General features: G+C 64.5%; 24 protein-coding genes. 19 read left to right on the top strand and 5 right to left on the bottom strand.

The features are described 5' to 3' along the window. The first annotated feature begins 36 nt into the window (after positions 1-36). The 7 genes from P2869_RS19460 to P2869_RS19490 are packed head-to-tail and all read left to right on the top strand — an operon-like array spanning position 37 to position 4,474. A complete protein-coding gene (locus tag P2869_RS19460) occupies positions 37-1,200 on the top strand; it encodes a cysteine desulfurase family protein (protein ID WP_277599238.1) in 1,164 nt (387 codons plus the stop codon). 28 nt (positions 1,201-1,228) lie between these two features. Beyond that, on the top strand, positions 1,229-1,447 hold the full coding sequence (nifT, locus tag P2869_RS19465; protein ID WP_026121175.1) for a putative nitrogen fixation protein NifT: 219 nt from the start codon (positions 1,229-1,231) through the stop codon (positions 1,445-1,447). 1 nt (position 1,448) lies between these two features. Beyond that, entirely contained in the window at positions 1,449-1,730 is a 282-nt protein-coding gene (locus tag P2869_RS19470; RefSeq protein ID WP_199542121.1) for a hypothetical protein, read from the top strand. After that, positions 1,717-2,880, top strand: a complete 1,164-nt coding sequence (locus P2869_RS19475; RefSeq protein WP_277599239.1) for a DegT/DnrJ/EryC1/StrS family aminotransferase — start codon at positions 1,717-1,719, stop codon at positions 2,878-2,880. The genes P2869_RS19470 and P2869_RS19475 overlap by 14 nt, the downstream gene beginning before the upstream one ends. Before the next feature lie 12 nt (positions 2,881-2,892). After that, entirely contained in the window at positions 2,893-3,741 is an 849-nt protein-coding gene (locus P2869_RS19480; protein WP_277599240.1) for an SIR2 family protein, read from the top strand. A 48-nt stretch (positions 3,742-3,789) separates the two neighbouring features. Then, positions 3,790-4,086 carry a 2Fe-2S iron-sulfur cluster-binding protein gene (locus P2869_RS19485; RefSeq protein ID WP_026121177.1) on the top strand — a complete coding sequence of 99 codons (297 nt, stop codon included), beginning with the start codon at positions 3,790-3,792 and terminating at the stop codon, positions 4,084-4,086. Positions 4,087-4,099: 13 nt separating this feature from the next. Then, a complete protein-coding gene (locus P2869_RS19490) occupies positions 4,100-4,474 on the top strand; it encodes a hypothetical protein (RefSeq protein ID WP_042302354.1) in 375 nt (124 codons plus the stop codon). Between the two features lie 9 nt (positions 4,475-4,483). On the opposite strand, the gene P2869_RS19495 is transcribed toward P2869_RS19490, so the two are convergent. The 5 genes from P2869_RS19495 to P2869_RS19515 form a co-directional block, all read right to left on the bottom strand. Continuing rightward, a complete protein-coding gene (locus P2869_RS19495; RefSeq protein ID WP_277599241.1) occupies positions 4,484-4,726 on the bottom strand; it encodes a zinc ribbon domain-containing protein in 243 nt (80 codons plus the stop codon). A gap of 14 nt (positions 4,727-4,740) precedes the next feature. Then, complete coding sequence (locus P2869_RS19500; RefSeq protein WP_277599242.1) at positions 4,741-5,175, bottom strand: ArsC/Spx/MgsR family protein; 435 nt, start codon at positions 5,173-5,175, stop codon at positions 4,741-4,743. Positions 5,176-5,215: 40 nt separating this feature from the next. Then, positions 5,216-5,857 (bottom strand): ankyrin repeat domain-containing protein, encoded by a 642-nt coding sequence (locus P2869_RS19505; RefSeq protein WP_277599243.1) that lies wholly within the window; start codon positions 5,855-5,857, stop codon positions 5,216-5,218. 99 nt (positions 5,858-5,956) lie between these two features. Continuing rightward, positions 5,957-6,565: a hypothetical protein gene (locus P2869_RS19510; protein WP_277599244.1), complete on the bottom strand. Its 609-nt coding sequence runs from the start codon at positions 6,563-6,565 to the stop codon at positions 5,957-5,959. A gap of 104 nt (positions 6,566-6,669) precedes the next feature. Then, positions 6,670-7,089: a group II truncated hemoglobin gene (locus tag P2869_RS19515; protein ID WP_277599245.1), complete on the bottom strand. Its 420-nt coding sequence runs from the start codon at positions 7,087-7,089 to the stop codon at positions 6,670-6,672. A gap of 428 nt (positions 7,090-7,517) precedes the next feature. Between P2869_RS19515 and nifH the strand changes: the two genes are divergently transcribed. The 12 genes from nifH (at position 7,518) to P2869_RS19575 (ending at position 17,823) form a co-directional block, all read left to right on the top strand. Beyond that, on the top strand, positions 7,518-8,399 hold the full coding sequence (gene nifH, locus P2869_RS19520) for a nitrogenase iron protein (RefSeq protein ID WP_277599246.1): 882 nt from the start codon (positions 7,518-7,520) through the stop codon (positions 8,397-8,399). An 85-nt stretch (positions 8,400-8,484) separates the two neighbouring features. Next, the gene (gene nifD / locus P2869_RS19525; RefSeq protein ID WP_017773470.1) at positions 8,485-9,948 is read left to right on the top strand and encodes a nitrogenase molybdenum-iron protein alpha chain; all 1,464 of its coding nucleotides are present in this window, start codon (positions 8,485-8,487) and stop codon (positions 9,946-9,948) included. Positions 9,949-10,038: 90 nt separating this feature from the next. Beyond that, positions 10,039-11,598: a nitrogenase molybdenum-iron protein subunit beta gene (nifK, locus tag P2869_RS19530; RefSeq protein ID WP_017773471.1), complete on the top strand. Its 1,560-nt coding sequence runs from the start codon at positions 10,039-10,041 to the stop codon at positions 11,596-11,598. A gap of 12 nt (positions 11,599-11,610) precedes the next feature. Then, entirely contained in the window at positions 11,611-11,931 is a 321-nt protein-coding gene (locus P2869_RS19535; RefSeq protein ID WP_017773472.1) for a hypothetical protein, read from the top strand. A gap of 172 nt (positions 11,932-12,103) precedes the next feature. Further along, entirely contained in the window at positions 12,104-13,597 is a 1,494-nt protein-coding gene (nifE, locus tag P2869_RS19540) for a nitrogenase iron-molybdenum cofactor biosynthesis protein NifE (RefSeq protein ID WP_017773473.1), read from the top strand. A 31-nt stretch (positions 13,598-13,628) separates the two neighbouring features. After that, the gene (gene nifN, locus P2869_RS19545; protein ID WP_042302363.1) at positions 13,629-15,020 is read left to right on the top strand and encodes a nitrogenase iron-molybdenum cofactor biosynthesis protein NifN; all 1,392 of its coding nucleotides are present in this window, start codon (positions 13,629-13,631) and stop codon (positions 15,018-15,020) included. 25 nt (positions 15,021-15,045) lie between these two features. Then, positions 15,046-15,462 (top strand): nitrogen fixation protein NifX, encoded by a 417-nt coding sequence (nifX, locus tag P2869_RS19550; RefSeq protein WP_017773475.1) that lies wholly within the window; start codon positions 15,046-15,048, stop codon positions 15,460-15,462. Beyond that, complete coding sequence (locus P2869_RS19555) at positions 15,455-15,949, top strand: NifX-associated nitrogen fixation protein (RefSeq protein ID WP_017773476.1); 495 nt, start codon at positions 15,455-15,457, stop codon at positions 15,947-15,949. The genes nifX and P2869_RS19555 overlap by 8 nt, the downstream gene beginning before the upstream one ends. 14 nt (positions 15,950-15,963) lie before the next feature. Next, on the top strand, positions 15,964-16,173 hold the full coding sequence (locus tag P2869_RS19560; RefSeq protein ID WP_277599247.1) for a CCE_0567 family metalloprotein: 210 nt from the start codon (positions 15,964-15,966) through the stop codon (positions 16,171-16,173). 28 nt (positions 16,174-16,201) lie between these two features. Further along, on the top strand, positions 16,202-16,507 hold the full coding sequence (fdxB, locus tag P2869_RS19565) for a ferredoxin III, nif-specific (RefSeq protein ID WP_017773478.1): 306 nt from the start codon (positions 16,202-16,204) through the stop codon (positions 16,505-16,507). A gap of 12 nt (positions 16,508-16,519) precedes the next feature. Continuing rightward, positions 16,520-17,128, top strand: coding sequence for a nitrogen fixation protein NifQ (locus P2869_RS19570; RefSeq protein ID WP_017773479.1), 609 nt, complete (start codon positions 16,520-16,522; stop codon positions 17,126-17,128). Between the two features lie 98 nt (positions 17,129-17,226). Continuing rightward, the gene (locus P2869_RS19575; protein ID WP_199542131.1) at positions 17,227-17,823 is read left to right on the top strand and encodes an oxygen-binding protein; all 597 of its coding nucleotides are present in this window, start codon (positions 17,227-17,229) and stop codon (positions 17,821-17,823) included. The last annotated feature ends 3 nt before the right edge of the window (positions 17,824-17,826 follow it).

Raw genomic sequence — 17,826 nt, forward strand, 5'->3', positions numbered from 1 at the left:
AAGCTTGACGTTCCCGCGCGACCGACGGAGCCCACCATGATCTACCTCGACCACAACGCGACGACGCCGCCCACGCCGGGCGTCGTGCAGGCCGTGCTGGCCACGATGACGGACGTGTGGGGCAACGCGTCGTCGCAGCATCGGCAGGGGCAGCAGGCGAAGCGCGCGCTCGGGGCGGCGCGGGCGCGCGTGGCGAGCGCGCTCGGTTGCAAGCCTGCGGAAGTGATCTTCACGAGCGGCGCGACCGAAGCGAACCACCTCGCGGCGCTGGGCCTTCACGCGGCGGCACAGGGCACGGGCCGTCGCCGCATCGTGTTCAGCGCCGTCGAACATGCGGGGCACCTCGCGCTTGCGCGAGCGCTGATTGCGCAGGGTGTGCCGGTGGACTTCATCGGCGTGCATGCGGACGGCACGCTCGACCTGGACCACGCAGCGCGCCTGATCGGCCCCGACGTCGCGCTCGTTTCGCTGATGGCGGCGAACAACGAGACCGGCGTGCTGATGCCCGTGCAGGACGTGTACGCACGGGCGCGGGCTGCGGGTGCCCGCATGCACGTGGATGCGACGCAGTTCGTGGGCAAGGTGCCGTTCGATTTCGCCACGTTCGGCGCCGACGCCGTTTCGTTGTCGGCACACAAGATCGGCGGACCGAAAGGCATCGGTGCATTGCTGCTGCGCCAGGGCGTGACGTTGCTGCCGCAGATGCAGGGCAGCCAGGAGCGGCATCGTCGTGGCGGCACGGAGAATCTGCCGGCCATTGCGGGGTTCGCGGCGGCGCTCGATGCGCTGGGCGACGTCGAGGCAAAGGCCGCACGCGTGGCGCAACTGCGCGATGCGCTCGAACGCGGGCTGCAGGAAGCGGTGCCCGGCGTGCACGTGTTTTCGGCCGCGGCACCGCGCGTCGCCTCTACGAGTTATCTGCGCTTCGGCATGGTGTCCGCCGATGTCGTGTTGCAGCGCTTCGATCAGCTCGGCGTGTGTGCGTCGTCGGGTGCTGCGTGTTCGTCGGGGGGCAGCGAACCCTCGCACGTGCTGACCGCAATGGGCGTCTCGCGCGACGAGGCATTGGCTGCCGTGCGCCTGTCGCTCGGCGAAACAACGTCCGCGCGCGATATCGAATACCTGCTGGCGGCGTTGCCGCCGCTGCTTGACCCGGGCCTTGCGTCGTCGCTTCAGAGCGATGCCGCGCACGCCGCATGAATTCCCCTCGAACCCAGGAGCTTCCGTCGTGAAAGTCATGATCCGCAAGGACAGCAAGGGCACGCTGACCGCTTACGTGCCCAAGAAGGATCTCGAGGAGCCTATCGTTTCGATGGCGAGCCCGCAGATGTGGGGCGGCCTCGTCACGCTCGCGAACGGCTGGCGGCTCGAGCTGCCCGAGATGGCGGCCGACACCACGCTGCCCATTACCGTGGAAGCGCGGCGTTTGGCCGACGTGGAGGACTGACATGGCGCTCGATACGACCCAGGTGCAGGTGATTGCCGAAGTGCTGCGTACGGCGCCCACCCTGTTCGATGCAGCCGCGAGTTGGCGCGAGCGTTATCCCGGCGTGCGCACGCTGCGCATCGGCGCCGACGAGATGCGCGACGAAACGCCGGCGCTCGAATGCGGCGCGCGCCGCGCGTACTTCGCGAGGTCGGACGGCATGTGCGTATCCGTCACGCACGAGGCCGGCGAAGCCAACATGGTGATCTTTGCCGAAGACGGAGCCGCGCATGGAACTCGATGAAATTGCGCTCAGCGAGCCCACGTGCGGCCCGCGCGAGTTTGAACTCGTCAACGCGGTGTTGCAGTCGTCGCGCTGGAGCGATGGTCCGCTGCTCGAATCGTTCGAGACGGCGTTTGCCGGCTGGTGTGGTCGCGCGCACGCCGTGGCCGTGGCGAGCGGCACGCTGGGCACGTGGATCGCGCTGCGCGCGCTCGGTCTGGGCGCAGGCGACGAGGTGATCTGCGCGTCGCACACGTGGCACCAGGTGGCGCAGGCCGTGACGCTCGCGGGCGCAACGCCGGTCTTCGCAGACATCGACTACTGGAGCGGCTGCCTGAGTGCAGCGAAGGCGCAGCAGAAGATCGGCCCGCGCACGCGCGCCATTCTGGCCGGCAACACCAACGGGCATCCCGCGGCGTGGGGGCCGTTGCGCGAACTCGCCCAAACGCACGGCCTGACGCTGATCGAAGACAGCACCGAGGCTCTCGGCTCGCGCTACATGGGCCGCAACGTCGGAACGTTCGGCGATGTATCGGTGTTCGATTTCTCCTCGCCCTCGGCGCTGTGCACCGGCGAAGGCGGCATGCTCGTAACCGACGACGAGCGCCTCGCGCACGAATTGCGCTACCTGCGCCAGCGGCGCGTGGCGGACCGCGAGTCGGTCTCGGTGGGCGCGCGCGTGCCGTTGCAGGCCGGCATGAGCGAACTCACGGCCGCGCTCGGGCTCGCGCAACTGGCCGGGCTCGACGACCGGCTCGCACGACGCAAACAGGTGGAAGCCTGGTATCACGAAGCGATGCAGAGCTTCGAAGGCATCAAGCCGCCCTATCTCGCAGAAGACGTCGAGGAAGTGCACTGGATGCTTTACGTCGTGCACCTCGGCAAGCGCTTCACGCAGAGTGCACGCACACAGATGATCGACGACATGAAAGCGTGCGGCGTGGAAACAGCGGCCTACAGCCACCCGCTGCACGAGCAGTTCCACTACATGAATTCGGGCGACGCGATTGGCCGCAAACGCGGCACGCTGCCCGACACCGAACGCATCGGCGACCGCGCGCTTGCGCTGCCGCTGCACACGCAACTCGACGCGGACCAGGTGCGCTACATCGTGAAGACGCTGAAGGACACTGCGACGAACGTGGGCGCGGGCGCCGCCATTTACCTCTGAGGGACCGCATTCATGAGCCTTCCCGTTTCAATCGAGCACATTGCCCGCCAGATCGAAGACGGCAACGTGGTGCCGTATCTGGGGCCCGGCATGCTCGCGCTGTGCGACGACGTCCGGGTGCCGGCCACTGCCGGGGCGCTCGCGCAGATCATGACCGCCCGCGTTTCCGTGCCCCACAAGATCCGCAACCGGCTCACGCAGGCCGCGCAGTTCATCGAGAACTTCAAGCATCGCAAGTCGGTGGTGAGCCTCATGAACGAGGCGTTCGGCGTAACGCCCGTGCCTTCGGCGCTGCACCGCGCGCTCGCGGCGAGCGGCGCGGGGCTGTACGTCGATAGCTGGTACGACGACACGTTCGCCACCGCGCTGGCCGACGCGCGGCCCGCAGGCCGGTGGGCGCAGGTGCAGGGGCTTTCGCAGGCGGAGCACTTCGGCCAGTGGTTCGGTGCCTACGATGCAGTGGGCGCGCCGCTCGAAGACGTGCCGGCGGCCGGCGCACTGCTCTACAAGCCCATCGGCTCGCATGCGCCTGCGGGTAACTATCTCGTGTCGGACAGCGACTATGTGGAGGTGCTGACCGAGATCGACATCCAGACGCCGATTCCTCCCGCCGTGCAGACATGGCGCAGCGGCCGCAGCTTCCTGTTTCTGGGCTGCCGCTTTGACGACCAGCTGGCGCGCAGCTTCGCGCGGCAGATCATGAAGCGTTCGTCGGGCACGCACTGGGCCGTGCTGCCCGACGAGCCCACGCGCATGGAGGCACGCTTTCTCGCCGAGCAGCAGATCACCCGCATTTCCATGCCGCTCGCGACGTTCGCCGACGAACTGGTGAGCGCGTTGCAACCTGCGCTGGCAGCCTGAGCCGGCGCCTTTCATTACCTTCCCACTCTCCACGTTACACATCACATCATGACGACTTTGACCGTACTGCCTTCGGGCAAGACCTACGACGTGACGGCCGGCACCACGCTGCTCCAGGCACTGCGCGATGCGGGCGAAAACATTGCGCACAAATGCGACGGCAAGGCCGAATGCGGATCGTGCCATCTGTTCGTGCAGGAAGGGCGCAAGAGCCTTTCGAAAATTCAGCGCACCGAGAACGAGAAGCTCGACACGATCGTGGGCGTGGGTTCGAAATCGCGCCTCGCGTGCCAGGCGGTGCTGGGCGACGAAGCCGTAACGGTCGAACTGCTCAGCTTTGTTTGAGCGGAACGGCGCCATGAACGGAGCGCGCGCGATCGAGGACAGCGCCCGGCTGTCCATCGTCGAGCAGGCTGGCATCGTGGTGATGACGCTGGCCGAAGGGATCGGGCGCGACGAACTGTTGCGCTCGCGGCTCACGCGCACGGAGGTGCATCGCCAGTTGCTAAGGCTGGCGGACGGCGCACTGGGCCTCAGCGAACCGATATGCGCGGCGATGCCGGAGATCGACTGGATCGGCTGGCAGCGCGTGCGTGCACGGCTCGCGCTGCCGCCCGGCGCTGAGCATGACGACGCGTTGTGGTTCGCGTGCGAGTCCCTGGTGCCTGCAACGCTGCTGTGGCTGCGCGTGCATCGTCAGCGCCAGGGCGCGTTGTTTCGGATGACGATCTAGGCCGTACCTTCAGCGCTGACGCAGCAGCTTGCTGCGTTCGGCCGCGGAATAGTTGCTCATGTGCCCTTCGCGCGCGGCCTGACGGCGTGCCGACGCGATGATGGCCTTGCTGCGCCCCGGCGGCACGGGCGCACTGACCTGCTTGTCGAGCGCGGCGCTGCCACAGCGCGGGCAGACAGGCGTGGTACCGGCGCGCACCAGCGTTTCGAACTGCAACTGGCAATCACGGCAGTGATAGTCGTAAAGCGGCATCGCAAGACTCCTGTTCAATGAGACGGGGCATCGCAGCCGCTCGTCGCGGCGGCGCAGCCTTCGAGAGACGGCGGCATGCGGGCGACGGCGGTCTCGTGTCCAAGGCCTATCCATGCATGCACGCGGGCCATGTCGAAGCCCACCATGCGCGCGTCGCCCACCTCCATCAGCGGGCGGCGAATCAGCAGCGGATGAGCCAGCAGCAGCGCGAGCGCGTTGCCGGCGTTGAGCGACTCGGGCACGATGCGGCCGGACTTGATGTCGGGCGCCGCGCGGTTGAACCACTCGGGCACGGGCAGCGGATCCAGGAACGCGAGCAGCGTGCGCGGTGTCCATGGCCAACGCAACAGGTTGCGCACCTCCAGCGTATGACCCGCGGCCACGAGCAGCGCTTGCTGTTTCGCATTGCCGCCGCAACCGGGCTTCTCGTAGAACGTGATGTGAGCCATGTGCGTTGCTCCTCGTGTGGCCGCGGTGGCGTGCTGCGGCTCAAGCGGCCTTGTCTGAGACGAGCGCAAATACCTCCGCCGCGTTGGCGGGGTGCGCGGCGTCGATGATCTGAAGGGCCGTGTACGCATGGTGCGAGGACCCGTTGCGTTTGTCGTTGTCCAGACGGCGTGCCGTGCGCAGCAGTTCGAAGCCGCGGTCGGCGGCCATGTCGAGTGCGTTGCGGCCGTCCGGCGCATAGAGCCCTTCGCTCGCGCCGAGCGAGAGCAGCAGTTGCATTACTTCGACGCGGCCGCTCGCTGCGGCCTGCATGAGGCAGGTGATGTCGCTGTCGTTCGCGTGGTCGATCTCGATGCCCGCTTCAACAAGGCGCAGAAGCGTGGCGGGCGCGCCGCCCAGGCACGCGTACCACAGGGCGTTGTTGCCCTCGTCGTCGAGCGCGTCGAGGCACACGCCTGCTTCGAGCAGCGCGGCGACGACGTTGTCCTCGCCATGCAGCGACGCCAGCATGAGCGGCGTGACGCCTTCGTAGCTGCGTGAATGAAAGTCGGGGAAGTCGTGAATCGAGAGCCACGTTGCGAGCGCTGCAGGTACGTTGCTTTGTGTGCTCGTATCAGCGGACGGTACAACGCGGCGGCCGGCGCTTTCGCGCACGACGGGGACGATGTCGGTGTGCAGTGACATGAGCGCGCTCCGGTTCGGGGTGCTGTCAGGGTGGGTACGTCGTGGCGCATCGGCAAAGCGGTGCGCCACGAGCAGGGCACGAATACGTTCAACCGGTCTTCAGACCGGCCGGTTCTCGCTGGGGTCGCGCACGGGGCCCATCAATTCGAGGCCTTCCGCGTAGGTGATCGTGTCGAAGGTCACGTCGAAGCGGAGCGCCGCGTCGGCAATCGCGTCGAGCTTGCCCGCCGTGTCCTTCTTCTTCAGGTCGTTCTTCTCGAGGTAAAGCAGTTCGAGCATCTCGTTGTAGACCGTGGATTCGAGGATGGGCAGCACGTAGAACATCGCGCCCTTGTACGGCACCTGGTAGCGCTTGCTGAGGTCGATGTTGTCGCAGAACAGAAAGTACTTTCCACCCGCGGACAATGCTTCGCCCAGCACTTCGGCCACGTCCTTCAGATGCTCGAAGCTCAGCAGCCAGCCGGCGAAGAACGGCAGCTGCGGCTCGCCGGTTTTCGCGACGGCCATCACCTGCTCGCACGAAAGCTCGGGCGGCCGAGCCTCGTCGGCCAGCTTCGGTGCGAAACGCAGCGCGAGTTCGCCGCGAAAGCCCACGCGGCCGAACGTGTTCGTGAGCCCCTTGAAGACCGGGTTGAGCAAGCGGCCTTCCTGTTCCAGCCGGGCGAGGGCGGTGTTGTCGAGTTCCTTGCGGATGAGCGTGTCGGTCATGGCGGATTCCTTGGCTACATAGCTTCGAGGGCGGCTGCGTCGCAGATTGCCGCTTCGTTTTGCTTCATTTCGTTCATTACTTCGTCGGCACAACGCCTGCCTTTTCAGCTGCCGTTGTTGCGCATCCAGTCCGCGATCTTGAAGAACGCGAGCATCAGCTTGTCGCGTAGCGCCGCATCCGTGCCGGTTTCGTCGAGTGCGGCGCGCATGCAGGCAAGCCATGCGTCGCGCTCGGCCGCGCCGATGGAAAAGGCGGCGTGACGCATGCGCAGCCGCGGGTGGCCGCGTTCTTCCGAATAGCGCTTCGGCCCGCCCAGCCATTCGCAGAGATACCGCACGAGCACGGTTTTCACAGGCGCGAGGTCGGGGCCATGCATCGCGCGAATGACGCGTGCGTCGGGCCGCGTGTCCATCTGCCGGTAGAACGCATCCACGAGGCGTGTGACCGCGGCTTCGCCGCCTATCGCTTCGAAATGCGGTGAAGCGTGGCTGGCATCCACAACAGGAACGGTGAGCGGGTTCATGGCCGGCTGCGGTGCAACAACCGTACCAGCGACAAAACACGCCACTCACGCATGAGCGCATGCGCCAGGGCCTTCGCACACGGTGTTGTTTGCGACGAAACGCCCACGCTTTTGTCGGGAAGCCGACAGCGCGACTGTCGCGTCGCACGCGCTACAACGCCGCAGCGCAAATACCCTGAACCGCGCCCAAAGCCCGCTATAGCGGGGATTCCGAAGTTTTTCGACAGATCGCGCGAAAGATGGCACGGAAGCTGCACTGGAGCCGTCCGCGGACACACTCCGGCCCATGCGTGAATCGAGAGAAGAAGACCATACGGACACCACCGGCTGAGGACCTGGTCGCAGCTTTGCAGTCTGCCTGGCAGCTCTGCTTTTCGGCTTTGGTACGCACCCCTCGTTTCAACCTATTCCTGAACTGGAGAACGTGAATGTCTCAACTTCGGCAAATCGCCTTTTATGGCAAAGGTGGCATCGGCAAATCCACCACGTCGCAGAACACGCTCGCGGCGCTCACCGACCTCGGCCAGAAGATCCTCATCGTCGGCTGCGACCCGAAGGCCGACTCGACGCGTCTGATCCTGCACGCGAAAGCACAGGACACCATCCTCTCGCTCGCAGCAGAAGCGGGTTCGGTGGAAGACCTCGAACTCGATGACGTGATGAAGATCGGCTACAAGGACATTCGCTGCGTCGAATCGGGCGGTCCGGAACCGGGTGTCGGTTGCGCCGGCCGCGGCGTGATTACGTCGATCAACTTCCTCGAGGAAAACGGCGCGTATGACGGCGTGGACTACGTGTCGTACGACGTGCTGGGCGACGTGGTGTGCGGCGGCTTCGCCATGCCCATTCGTGAAAACAAGGCGCAGGAAATCTACATCGTCATGTCGGGCGAGATGATGGCCATGTATGCGGCCAACAATATCTCGAAGGGCATTCTCAAGTATGCGAACAGCGGCGGCGTGCGCCTGGGCGGCCTCGTCTGCAACGAGCGCCAGACCGACAAGGAACTGGAGCTGGCCGAAGCGCTCGCGGGCATGCTCGGTTCGCGGCTCATCCACTTCGTGCCGCGCGACAACATCGTGCAGCACGCGGAACTGCGCCGCATGACGGTGATCGAGTTCGCGCCGGATTCGAGCCAGGCGAACGAGTATCGCCAGCTCGCGAGCAAGATCCACAACAACGCCGGCAACGGCACGATCCCGACGCCGATCACGATGGACCAGCTCGAAGATCTGCTGATGGAGCACGGCATCATGAAGGCGATCGACGAATCGCAGGTTGGCAAGACGGCCGACGAACTGGTCGCCTGAACCCGCAGAGACGGCCGCCCGCGCGTTGCGCACCGCGCGCGGGCCGTCATGCAGCGACGCACAATTTTCACATCTGGAGCATTCCATGACCGCCACGGTTGAAGAGCGCAAGGCCGCGAACAAGGCCCTGATCGACGAAGTGCTAAAGGCCTATCCCGAGAAAATGGCCAAGCGGCGCGCCAAGCATTTGGGAACCTTCGAAGAGGGCAAGCCCGACTGTGGCGTGAAGTCCAACATCAAATCGCTGCCCGGCGTGATGACCATTCGCGGCTGCGCCTACGCGGGTTCGAAAGGCGTGGTCTGGGGGCCGATCAAGGACATGATTCACATCAGCCACGGCCCGGTGGGCTGCGGCCAGTACTCGTGGGCCGCGCGCCGCAACTACTACATCGGCACCACGGGCATCGACACGTTCGTCACCATGCAGTTCACGTCCGACTTCCAGGAGAAGGACATCGTGTTCGGTGGCGACAAGAAGCTCGACAAGATCATCGACGAGATTCAGGAGCTGTTCCCGCTCAACAAGGGCATCTCGATTCAGAGCGAATGTCCGATCGGTCTGATCGGCGACGACATCGAGGCCGTGTCGAAGAAGAAGAGCAAGCAGTACGAAGGCCACACGATTGTGCCCGTGCGTTGCGAAGGCTTTCGCGGCGTGAGCCAGTCGCTTGGCCACCATCTGGCGAACGACGCCATTCGCGACTGGGTGTTCGACAAGACGGATGCGGCCAAGCGCCCCGAGTTCGAATCCACGCCGTACGACGTGGCGATTATCGGCGACTACAACATTGGCGGCGATGCGTGGTCGAGCCGCATTCTGCTCGAAGAAATCGGCCTGCGCGTGATCGCGCAATGGTCCGGCGACGGCTCCCTCGCAGAACTGGAGAACACGCCGAAGGCCAAGCTCAACGTGCTGCACTGCTACCGGTCGATGAACTACATCAGCCGGCACATGGAAGAGAAGTACGGCATTCCGTGGGTCGAATACAACTTCTTCGGCCCTTCGATGATCGAGAAGAGCCTGCGCGAGATTGCGAGCCATTTCGACGACACCATCAAGGCGAACGCGGAACGCGTGATCGCGAAGTACCGCCCGCTGGTGGACGCCGTGATCGCGAAGTTCAAGCCGCGCCTGCAGAGCAAGAAGGTGATGCTGTTCGTGGGCGGGCTGCGTCCGCGCCACGTGATCGGCGCGTATGAAGACCTCGGCATGGACGTGGTGGGCACGGGCTACGAGTTCGGCCACAACGACGACTATCAGCGCACCACGCACTACGTGAAAGACGGCACGCTGATTTACGACGACGTGACAGGCTACGAGTTCGAGAAGTTCGTCGAGCAGGTGCAGCCGGACCTGGTGGGCTCGGGCATCAAGGAAAAGTACGTGTTCCAGAAGATGGGCGTGCCGTTCCGCCAGATGCACAGCTGGGACTACTCGGGCCCGTACCACGGCTACGACGGTTTCGCGATCTTCGCGCGCGACATGGACATGGCGATTTCGAGCCCCGTGTGGGGACTTGCGAAGGCGCCCTGGAAAAACGCGGCATAAAACAGCAGTTTTCAGGCGCAAGCGGTCGGCGGCCGGCGAGGCCGCCGCTTCGGTCGCCGACCTCATCGATACCGATTCAGGAGTGACGTCATGCCCCAATCCGCCGACAGGATTCTCGATCACGAGCTGCTGTTCCGCGAGCCGGAGTATCAGGAAATCTTCCGTACCAAGAAAGAGAACTTCGAGTTCAACCATCCCGACGAGACGGTCAAGCAGATCGTCGAATGGACCAAGACCGAAGACTACAAGCAGAAGAACTTCGCCCGCGATTCGCTCACGGTGAACCCCGCCAAGGCATGCCAGCCCCTCGGCGCGGTCTACGTGGCGAACGGCTTTCACAAGACGCTTTCGTTCGTGCACGGCTCGCAGGGCTGCGTGGCGTACTACCGCTCGCATTTCTCGCGGCACTTCAAGGAGCCCACGTCGTGCGTGAGTTCCTCGATGACCGAAGACGCCGCGGTGTTCGGTGGCCTGAACAACATGATCGACGGCCTCGCGAACGCGTACAACCTCTACAAGCCCGAGATGATCGCCGTGTCGACCACGTGCATGGCGGAAGTGATCGGCGACGACCTCGACGCGTTCATCAAGAACAGCAAGCAGAAGGGCAGCGTGCCGGAAGACTATGACGTGCCGTTCGCCCACACACCCGCGTTCGTGGGCAGCCACGTGACGGGCTACGACAACGCGTTGCTCGGCATTCTCAAGCACTTCTGGGGCGGCAAGGCCGGCACCACCGCGCCGCTCGTGCGCGTGCCGGACGAGAGCGTGAACTTCATCGGCGGCTTCGACGGCTTCGTCGTGGGCAACATGAAGGAAATTCGCCGCATCTTCGAACTGTTCGGCGTGCAGGTGAACGTGATCTGCGACCCGTCGGAAACGTGGAATACGCCCACCGACGGCGAATTCCGCATGTACGAGGGCGGCACGACGAAGGAAGAAGTAGAGCGCGCGCTGCACGCGAAGGCGACCTTCGTGTTCCAGGAATACTGCTGCGAGAAGACCGCGAAGTTCATCGCGGAACACGGGCAGGAAGTCGTGGTGCTCAACGCGCCCGTTGGCGTGGCCGGCACGGACCGCTTCCTGATGGAAATTTCGCGCGTGACGGGCAAGCCCATTCCCGCGCAACTCGAAAAGGAGCGCGGCCAACTGGTGGATGCGATGGCGGACAGCCAGGCCCATCTACACGGCAAGCGTTTCGCGCTGTACGGCGACCCGGACCAGATGCTCGGCTACACGCAGTTCCTGCTCGAACTGGGCGCGGAACCGGCGCACGTGCTGGCGACCAATGGCAACGACGATTGGGCTGCGAAAGTGCAGGCGCTCTTCGACGCCTCGCCCTACGGCGCAGGCTGCAAGGTGTACCCGAAGCGCGACCTGTGGCACATGCGTTCGCTGCTGTACACGGAACCGGTGGACTTCCTGATCGGCAACACCTACGGCAAGTATCTGGAGCGCGACACGAAGACGCCGCTCATTCGCATGGTGTTCCCGATCTTCGACCGTCATCACTACCATCGCTACCCGACGTGGGGCTACGACGGTGCGCTGCGCGTGCTCGTGATGCTGCTGGACGAGTTCTTCGAGACGCTCGATGCGAACACCATCGTGCCCGCGAAGACCGACTACAGCTACGACATCATTCGCTGAAGGGGCACAGCGATGGCAGACCCGGTACTCGTCAAGGTTACGCAGGACGGCCGCAAGGTCGAGGTGATCGACGGCTGGGTCTGCCTGGCTGGCGTGCGCGAAGCGGACCATCTGGTGCCCGTTATCGAGCATCCGAACCGCCAGGCGATTACGCGCAACGTGCCGGGCGCCACGCACGTGGCGGGACGGTTGCCGTTGAACCACGCTGAAGCGGCCATCGCGCAGGGGGCGATGGCCGCTTCACACCGTGCGTTCGATGCGAGCCCGGCCGGCATTACGCAGCGCATCCGTTTCGCGGTGTGGGCGAAGAGTGCGGCGGAAGGGGCGGAGTAGCCGGTCCGCTGTCTGTCGCAATTCCTTCAAAGCGGCCAATCTGCGTTTCGATGACGACAATCGGCATGCACTTCTCTCGCCGCAAGCACGGCCGTAGCGCGCGTTGCAGGCAATCAACCCGTGGTACGGAACTTGCCAGTTTCGAGTCACCCCACATCGTCAGGAGCCCGTCATGTCCGCTTCGCTCAAGGCCAAGATTGCCGAAGTCTTCGACGAGCCCGGTTGCGACAAGAACCAGGGCAAAAGCGAAAAGGAGCGCAAGAAGGGCTGCACGAAGCAACTCTCGCCTGGCGCGGCCGCGGGCGGCTGCGCATTCGACGGTGCAAAGATCGCGTTGCAGCCCGTGGTGGATGTTGCGCATCTCGTGCATGGGCCTATCGCATGCGAAGGCAATTCGTGGGACAACCGCCATGCAGCGTCGTCGGGTTCCACGCTTTACCGCACGGGCTTTACCACGGACATCAACGAACTCGACGTGGTGTACGGCGGCGAGAAGCGGCTTTTCAGAAGCGTGCGCGAGATCATCGAGAAATACGATCCGCCGGCCGTGTTCGTCTATCAGACCTGCGTGACGGCGCTGATTGGCGACGACATCGAAGCGGTCTGCAAACGGGCGTCCGAGAAGTTCGGCAAGCCCGTGATTCCGGTCAATTCACCGGGCTTCGCGGGACCGAAGAATCTGGGCAACAAGCTGGGAGGCGAGGCGCTGCTCGACTACGTCATCGGCACGCGCGAGCCGGAATACACGACACCGTACGACATCAACATCATTGGCGAATACAACCTCTCGGGCGAACTGTGGCAAACGAAGCCGCTGCTCGACGCACTGGGCGTCCGCATTCTCTCGTGTATTTCGGGCGATGGCCGCTACAACGAGATTGCGGGCTCTCATCGCGCGAAGGTCAACATGATGGTCTGCTCGAAGTCGATGATCAACATCGCGACGAAGATGCAGCAGCGCTACGGCATTCCGTATTTCGAGGGCTCGTTTTACGGCATTGGCGACATGAGCGATACCTTGCGGCAGATCGCGAAGCTGCTGGTGCAGCAGGGCGCGCCGGAAGACCTGCTGGAACGCACGGAACGTTTGATTGCCGCCGAAGAGGCGCGCGCGTGGGCACGCATTGCGCGCTATCGCGAGCGGCTGAAAGGCAAGCGTGTGCTGCTCATTACGGGCGGCGTGAAATCGTGGTCGGTGGTCGCGGCGCTACAGGAAGCCGGGCTCGAAATTGTGGGCACGAGCGTCAAGAAGAGCACGAAAGAGGACAAGGAAAAGATCAAGGAGATCATGGGTGACGACGCCCACATGATCGACGACATGACGCCGCGCGAGATGTACACCATGCTGCGCGATGCGAAGGCGGACATCATGCTGTCCGGCGGGCGCTCGCAATTCGTCGCGCTGAAGGCGCGCATGCCGTGGCTCGACATCAACCAGGAGCGGCATCACCCGTATGGCGCGTACGAGGGGATGGTGGAACTCGTGCACGAGATCGACCGCGCGATTCACAACCCCGTGTGGCAGCAGGTGCGCATTCCCGCGCCCTGGGGTGACGACGGCGAAACGCTGAACGCTGTACGTGCGCCTGTTGCGGCTGTCGAGCCCGCCGCTTTTGCCGGTGTGCGCGCATGGGCGATGGGACTCGAGCCCGGCGTGCCGGCCTGAATGCAAGCGAGCGCAAGGGGAGCTGAGAATCATGGCCGTGGTCGTCGAATCGAAGAAAGCCTGTGCGGTCAATCCGCTCAAGATGAGCCAGCCGCTTGGCGCGAGCTATGCGTTCATGGGGCTCGACGCGTGCATGCCGGTCATGCACGGCTCGCAGGGCTGCACGTCGTTCGGTCTCGTGCTGCTGGTGCGGCACTTCAAGGAAGCCATTCCGCTACAGACCACGGCGATGAACGAGGTCACCACGATTCTGGGCGGCTACGAAAACGTGGAGACGGCGCTGCTCAACATCCGCAAGCGCGCGGCGCCGAAGATCATCGCGATCTGCTCGACGGGTCTCACGGAAACGAAGGGCGACGACGTGGAGGGCTATCTCACGACAGTGCGCAAGCGCAAGCCCGAGCTGGACGATACGGAACTGGTCTACGTGTCCACGCCTGACTACGTGGGTGGTTTCGAAGACGGCTACCGGCACGCCGTTACGGCCATCGTGAAGGCGCTGGTCAAGCCGCTGCCCGTGGCCGCTAGGCAGATCACGTTGCTGCCCGGCAGCCATCTTTCGCCGGCCGATATCGACGAACTGCGCGAGATCGTTACCGCATTCGGGCTCGACGTCGTCGTGCTGCCCGATCTTTCGGGCTCGCTCGACGGCCACATTGCGCCGGACTGGCGCGGCACCACACTGGGCGGCACGACGCTCGAACAGATTCGCGCGGCCGGGGCGTCGGCGTTCACGATCGGTGTGGGCGAGCAAACGCGCGAAGGCGCGCAGGCGTTGCAGGACGTGGCGGGCACGCCGTTCGAGATATTCGGGCGCCTGACCGGGCTCGAACCTAACGACCGCCTGCTTCAGCGCCTTGCGCAACTGTCGGGGCGGCCGGTGCCCGCGAAATACCGCAGGCAGCGCAGCCAGTTGCTCGATGCGATGCTCGACGGCCACTTCTACACGGGCGGCATCAAGGTTGCGATTGGCGCAGAGCCGGACCTGCTGCTCGCGCTCGGCGCGTTGCTGCATGAAATGGGCGCGGAGCTTGCGGTCTGCATCAGCACCACGGCGTCGCCTTCGCACGAACAGCTACCGGCGAGCGAAGTGGTGCTGGGCGACCTGGAAGACATGGAGCGCGCCGCACGCGACTGCGATCTGCTCATCACGCATTCGCACGGCCGGCAGATGGCGGAGCGGCTCGGCAAGCCGCTCATGCGCGTGGGCTTTCCGGTGTTCGACCGCGTGGGCAATGCACACCGCTGCCAGGTGGGTTATCGCGGCACGATGAACCTGATCTTCGAAGTCGCGAATCTCATGATCGAACAGATTGCCCATCACCATCCCGGCGACTGGCCGCTGCCGCAGGCGTCGGTGGATCTGGCCGCGCGCGACCCCGCGCGTGAAGTGAAGATTCCGGTCGTTGCGGCCGGTGCGTGAACCAACGGCACGAGGAGCCCCACTCATGAAAATCGCATTCGCGACCCAGGACAAGGTGCACGTCGATGCGCACTTCGGCTGGGCCAAAAGCATCGTCACTTACGACGTAACGGCGGACGGCCACACGTTCGTCGAAACGTTCGACTTCGGCGGCAAGCTGGAAGAAGACGGCGACGAAGACAAGCTCGCACCCAAGCTCGAAGCGGTCAAGGACTGCGCGATTCTGTACGTTGCCGCGATTGGCGGCTCCGGCGCGGCGCGCGTGGTGGCGCTGAAGATTCATCCCATCAAGGTGCCGCAGCCGGAGCCTATCGAAGCCATTCTCGTGAAGCTGCGCGACGTGCTGAAAGGCACGCCGCCGCCGTGGCTGCGCAAGGCGCTCGCGAAAGACGGGGCACGTTCATACGATTTCGAAGAGAACGACGAGGTATCTCATGGCTGAAGCCATCACCAACGAAACGCGCGCCGACACGGAAGACGACGCGCAGCTGCTGGCGACGCCGTTCGTCCAGCAGCTCATCCGCCAGTTGCGCGCGCAGGACACGCACGGCACGTGGGAAGGCAAGAGCGATCTGCAACTGCTGAAGCGGTACATCCTCACGCCCGAGGAACGCCGTGCGATTCCGATCATGGGCGACCCGGACCCCGAAACGCTCTGGCATCTGGAGCTGTTCTACAACGCGATTGCGGTGGCGATCGAGCGCGAAACGGGGCAGATGGTGTCGCCGATGATGAAGATGAGCCACGAAGGATTCGGCCGCATGGTGCTGATTGCGGGGCGGCTCGTGGTGGTCAACAAGCAGCTGCGCGACGTGCATCGCTTCGGCTTTCCGTCGCTCGCGAAGCTGGCCGAGGCGGGCGGCAAGTTTCTCAATGAAGCGGTGGAAATGATCCGCACGTATCCGGCTGTCGCGCAATACGGCGCGTGAAAGGGGAGAACACGATGACCGATGCCGACGAACTGAAGGCGCGCCTGAAAAAGCTCAACGCGCAGGCCACGCAGGCGAAGATGGACTTGCACGATCTTTCCGAGGAACTGCCGACGAACTGGGAACAGATTCTCGCCGTCGCGCAGCGCTGCCACGACGCGCACGCGGCGCTCATGGATGCACGCAAGGCCGCAGCCGCAGCCGCGGCCTCGGCTTCGGCGTGAGCCGGCCGAAACCACCATAGAGGCGACCATGAGCGATACCTTCAGCGTGACGCTGCCAAGCGGCGAGACCTGGACGCCGACCTTCGTGTCGACGCTCGACGAGGAAAAATGCATCGGCTGCGGACGGTGCTTTCGCGTGTGCCCGCGTGGCGTGCTCGAACTCGTGGGGCTCGACGACGAAGGTGCGCACATTCGCCTCGACGGCGACGACGAAGACGACGAGTACGAAAAGAAGGTCATGACGATCGCGCATCGCGAGCTGTGCATCGGCTGCACGGCGTGCGCGAAGATCTGCCCGAAGAAGTGCTATACGCACGCGGCCGCGCAGATCTGAGCGCATCGCATCATGAACTTCCACGCCACGCTGATGCACCACGCGGCTAGCACCGACAACCCGACGGTGCTGGCGCTTGCCGGTGTGCTCGCGTCCGCGTTCGAGCGGGACGGCGTGCACGTGCTGCCCATTCGCGGTCTCGATGTGCAGCAGACGCAATGGCTGCTCGCCCGCTGGTTTCCCGGTGCAGAGGCGGCGCTTGCGCCTGTGTGGGCCGCGGTTTCTGTTCAGGCATCGCAGCAGTTATCGGAGCACGTATCGGAGCACGTATCGCAGTGCGGCTCGCGCTACGACGAAGTGGAAGACCTCGTGACGCTGTTCGCCGATCACGTCGATCCGCGTGCGGGCACGCGCGAGGAAGCCACCTGTGTGGCGCATGCGCTGGCGTGCGCGTGCCTGGGTGCCAATCATCTCTGGCAGGACCTGCGATTGCCGTCGCGGCGTGAGCTTTCCGCGCTGCTGGGGTACTGGTATCCGCGGCTCGCCGCAAAGAACGTCCACGACATGAAGTGGAAGAAGTTCTTTTATAAGCAACTGTGCGAGCGTGAGGGACTGTTCGTCTGCAAGGCGCCGAGTTGCGGCGTGTGCACGGACTACGCGCACTGCTTCGGGACCGAGTAGGCGGCGGGCCGGTTCCGGCCTGGTACTTGCTTTGTCGTGGCCACCGTTATGTATCGCGATATATAGCCAACAAACTGGACAAGACATCCGACACGCTCATGAAACCCACTTCTGCGGCCACGCCGCGTGCGCGCTGGACACCGTGCACGCGCGCCTGCTACCGGACCTTGCGCTGGCCCGTTGCGCAATCGTCGCGCGATCACGCGTTGCACGGCGGGCACACCATTTGTCCGCCGTTGCCGCCGCCGCCGCATCGTCTGCTCGCCATCTGCGAGGAAGCGGGTTTGCGCGAACTCGTGCGGCAGCACATGCACCGCCTCAGAACCACGCCGCTCTTCATTCATGCGGGCGACTGCTTCGACTGCGTGACCGAGCGTGTGGCCGACTATGTTGTGGAAGCGTGCGGCGGCCCGCTCTATTACAGCCAGCGTCATGCGCATTTGCAGGCGGGCGCGGGCCTGCCGCTGTTGCTCGATGAAGAAGGGCGCGAGTTGTGGCTCGTGCAGTTGTGGCACGCGTTCGACGACGTGGATTTTCCGGCTGCGCTGCGTGCCGATTTCTGGGGCTGGGCCGAGCCGCTTTCGGTTCATCTGCTCGCGCCGCGCGCGCGTCACGATGGGCTCACGCGCTATGCCTACGACACGGTGCGCAGCTGGTTTGCGGCGCCTGCTCGCGATCTGAATCGGCGGACCTGAGCC

Source organism: Paraburkholderia sp. SUR17 (genome assembly GCF_029536165.1).
Lineage (GTDB): Bacteria > Pseudomonadota > Gammaproteobacteria > Burkholderiales > Burkholderiaceae > Paraburkholderia > Paraburkholderia kururiensis.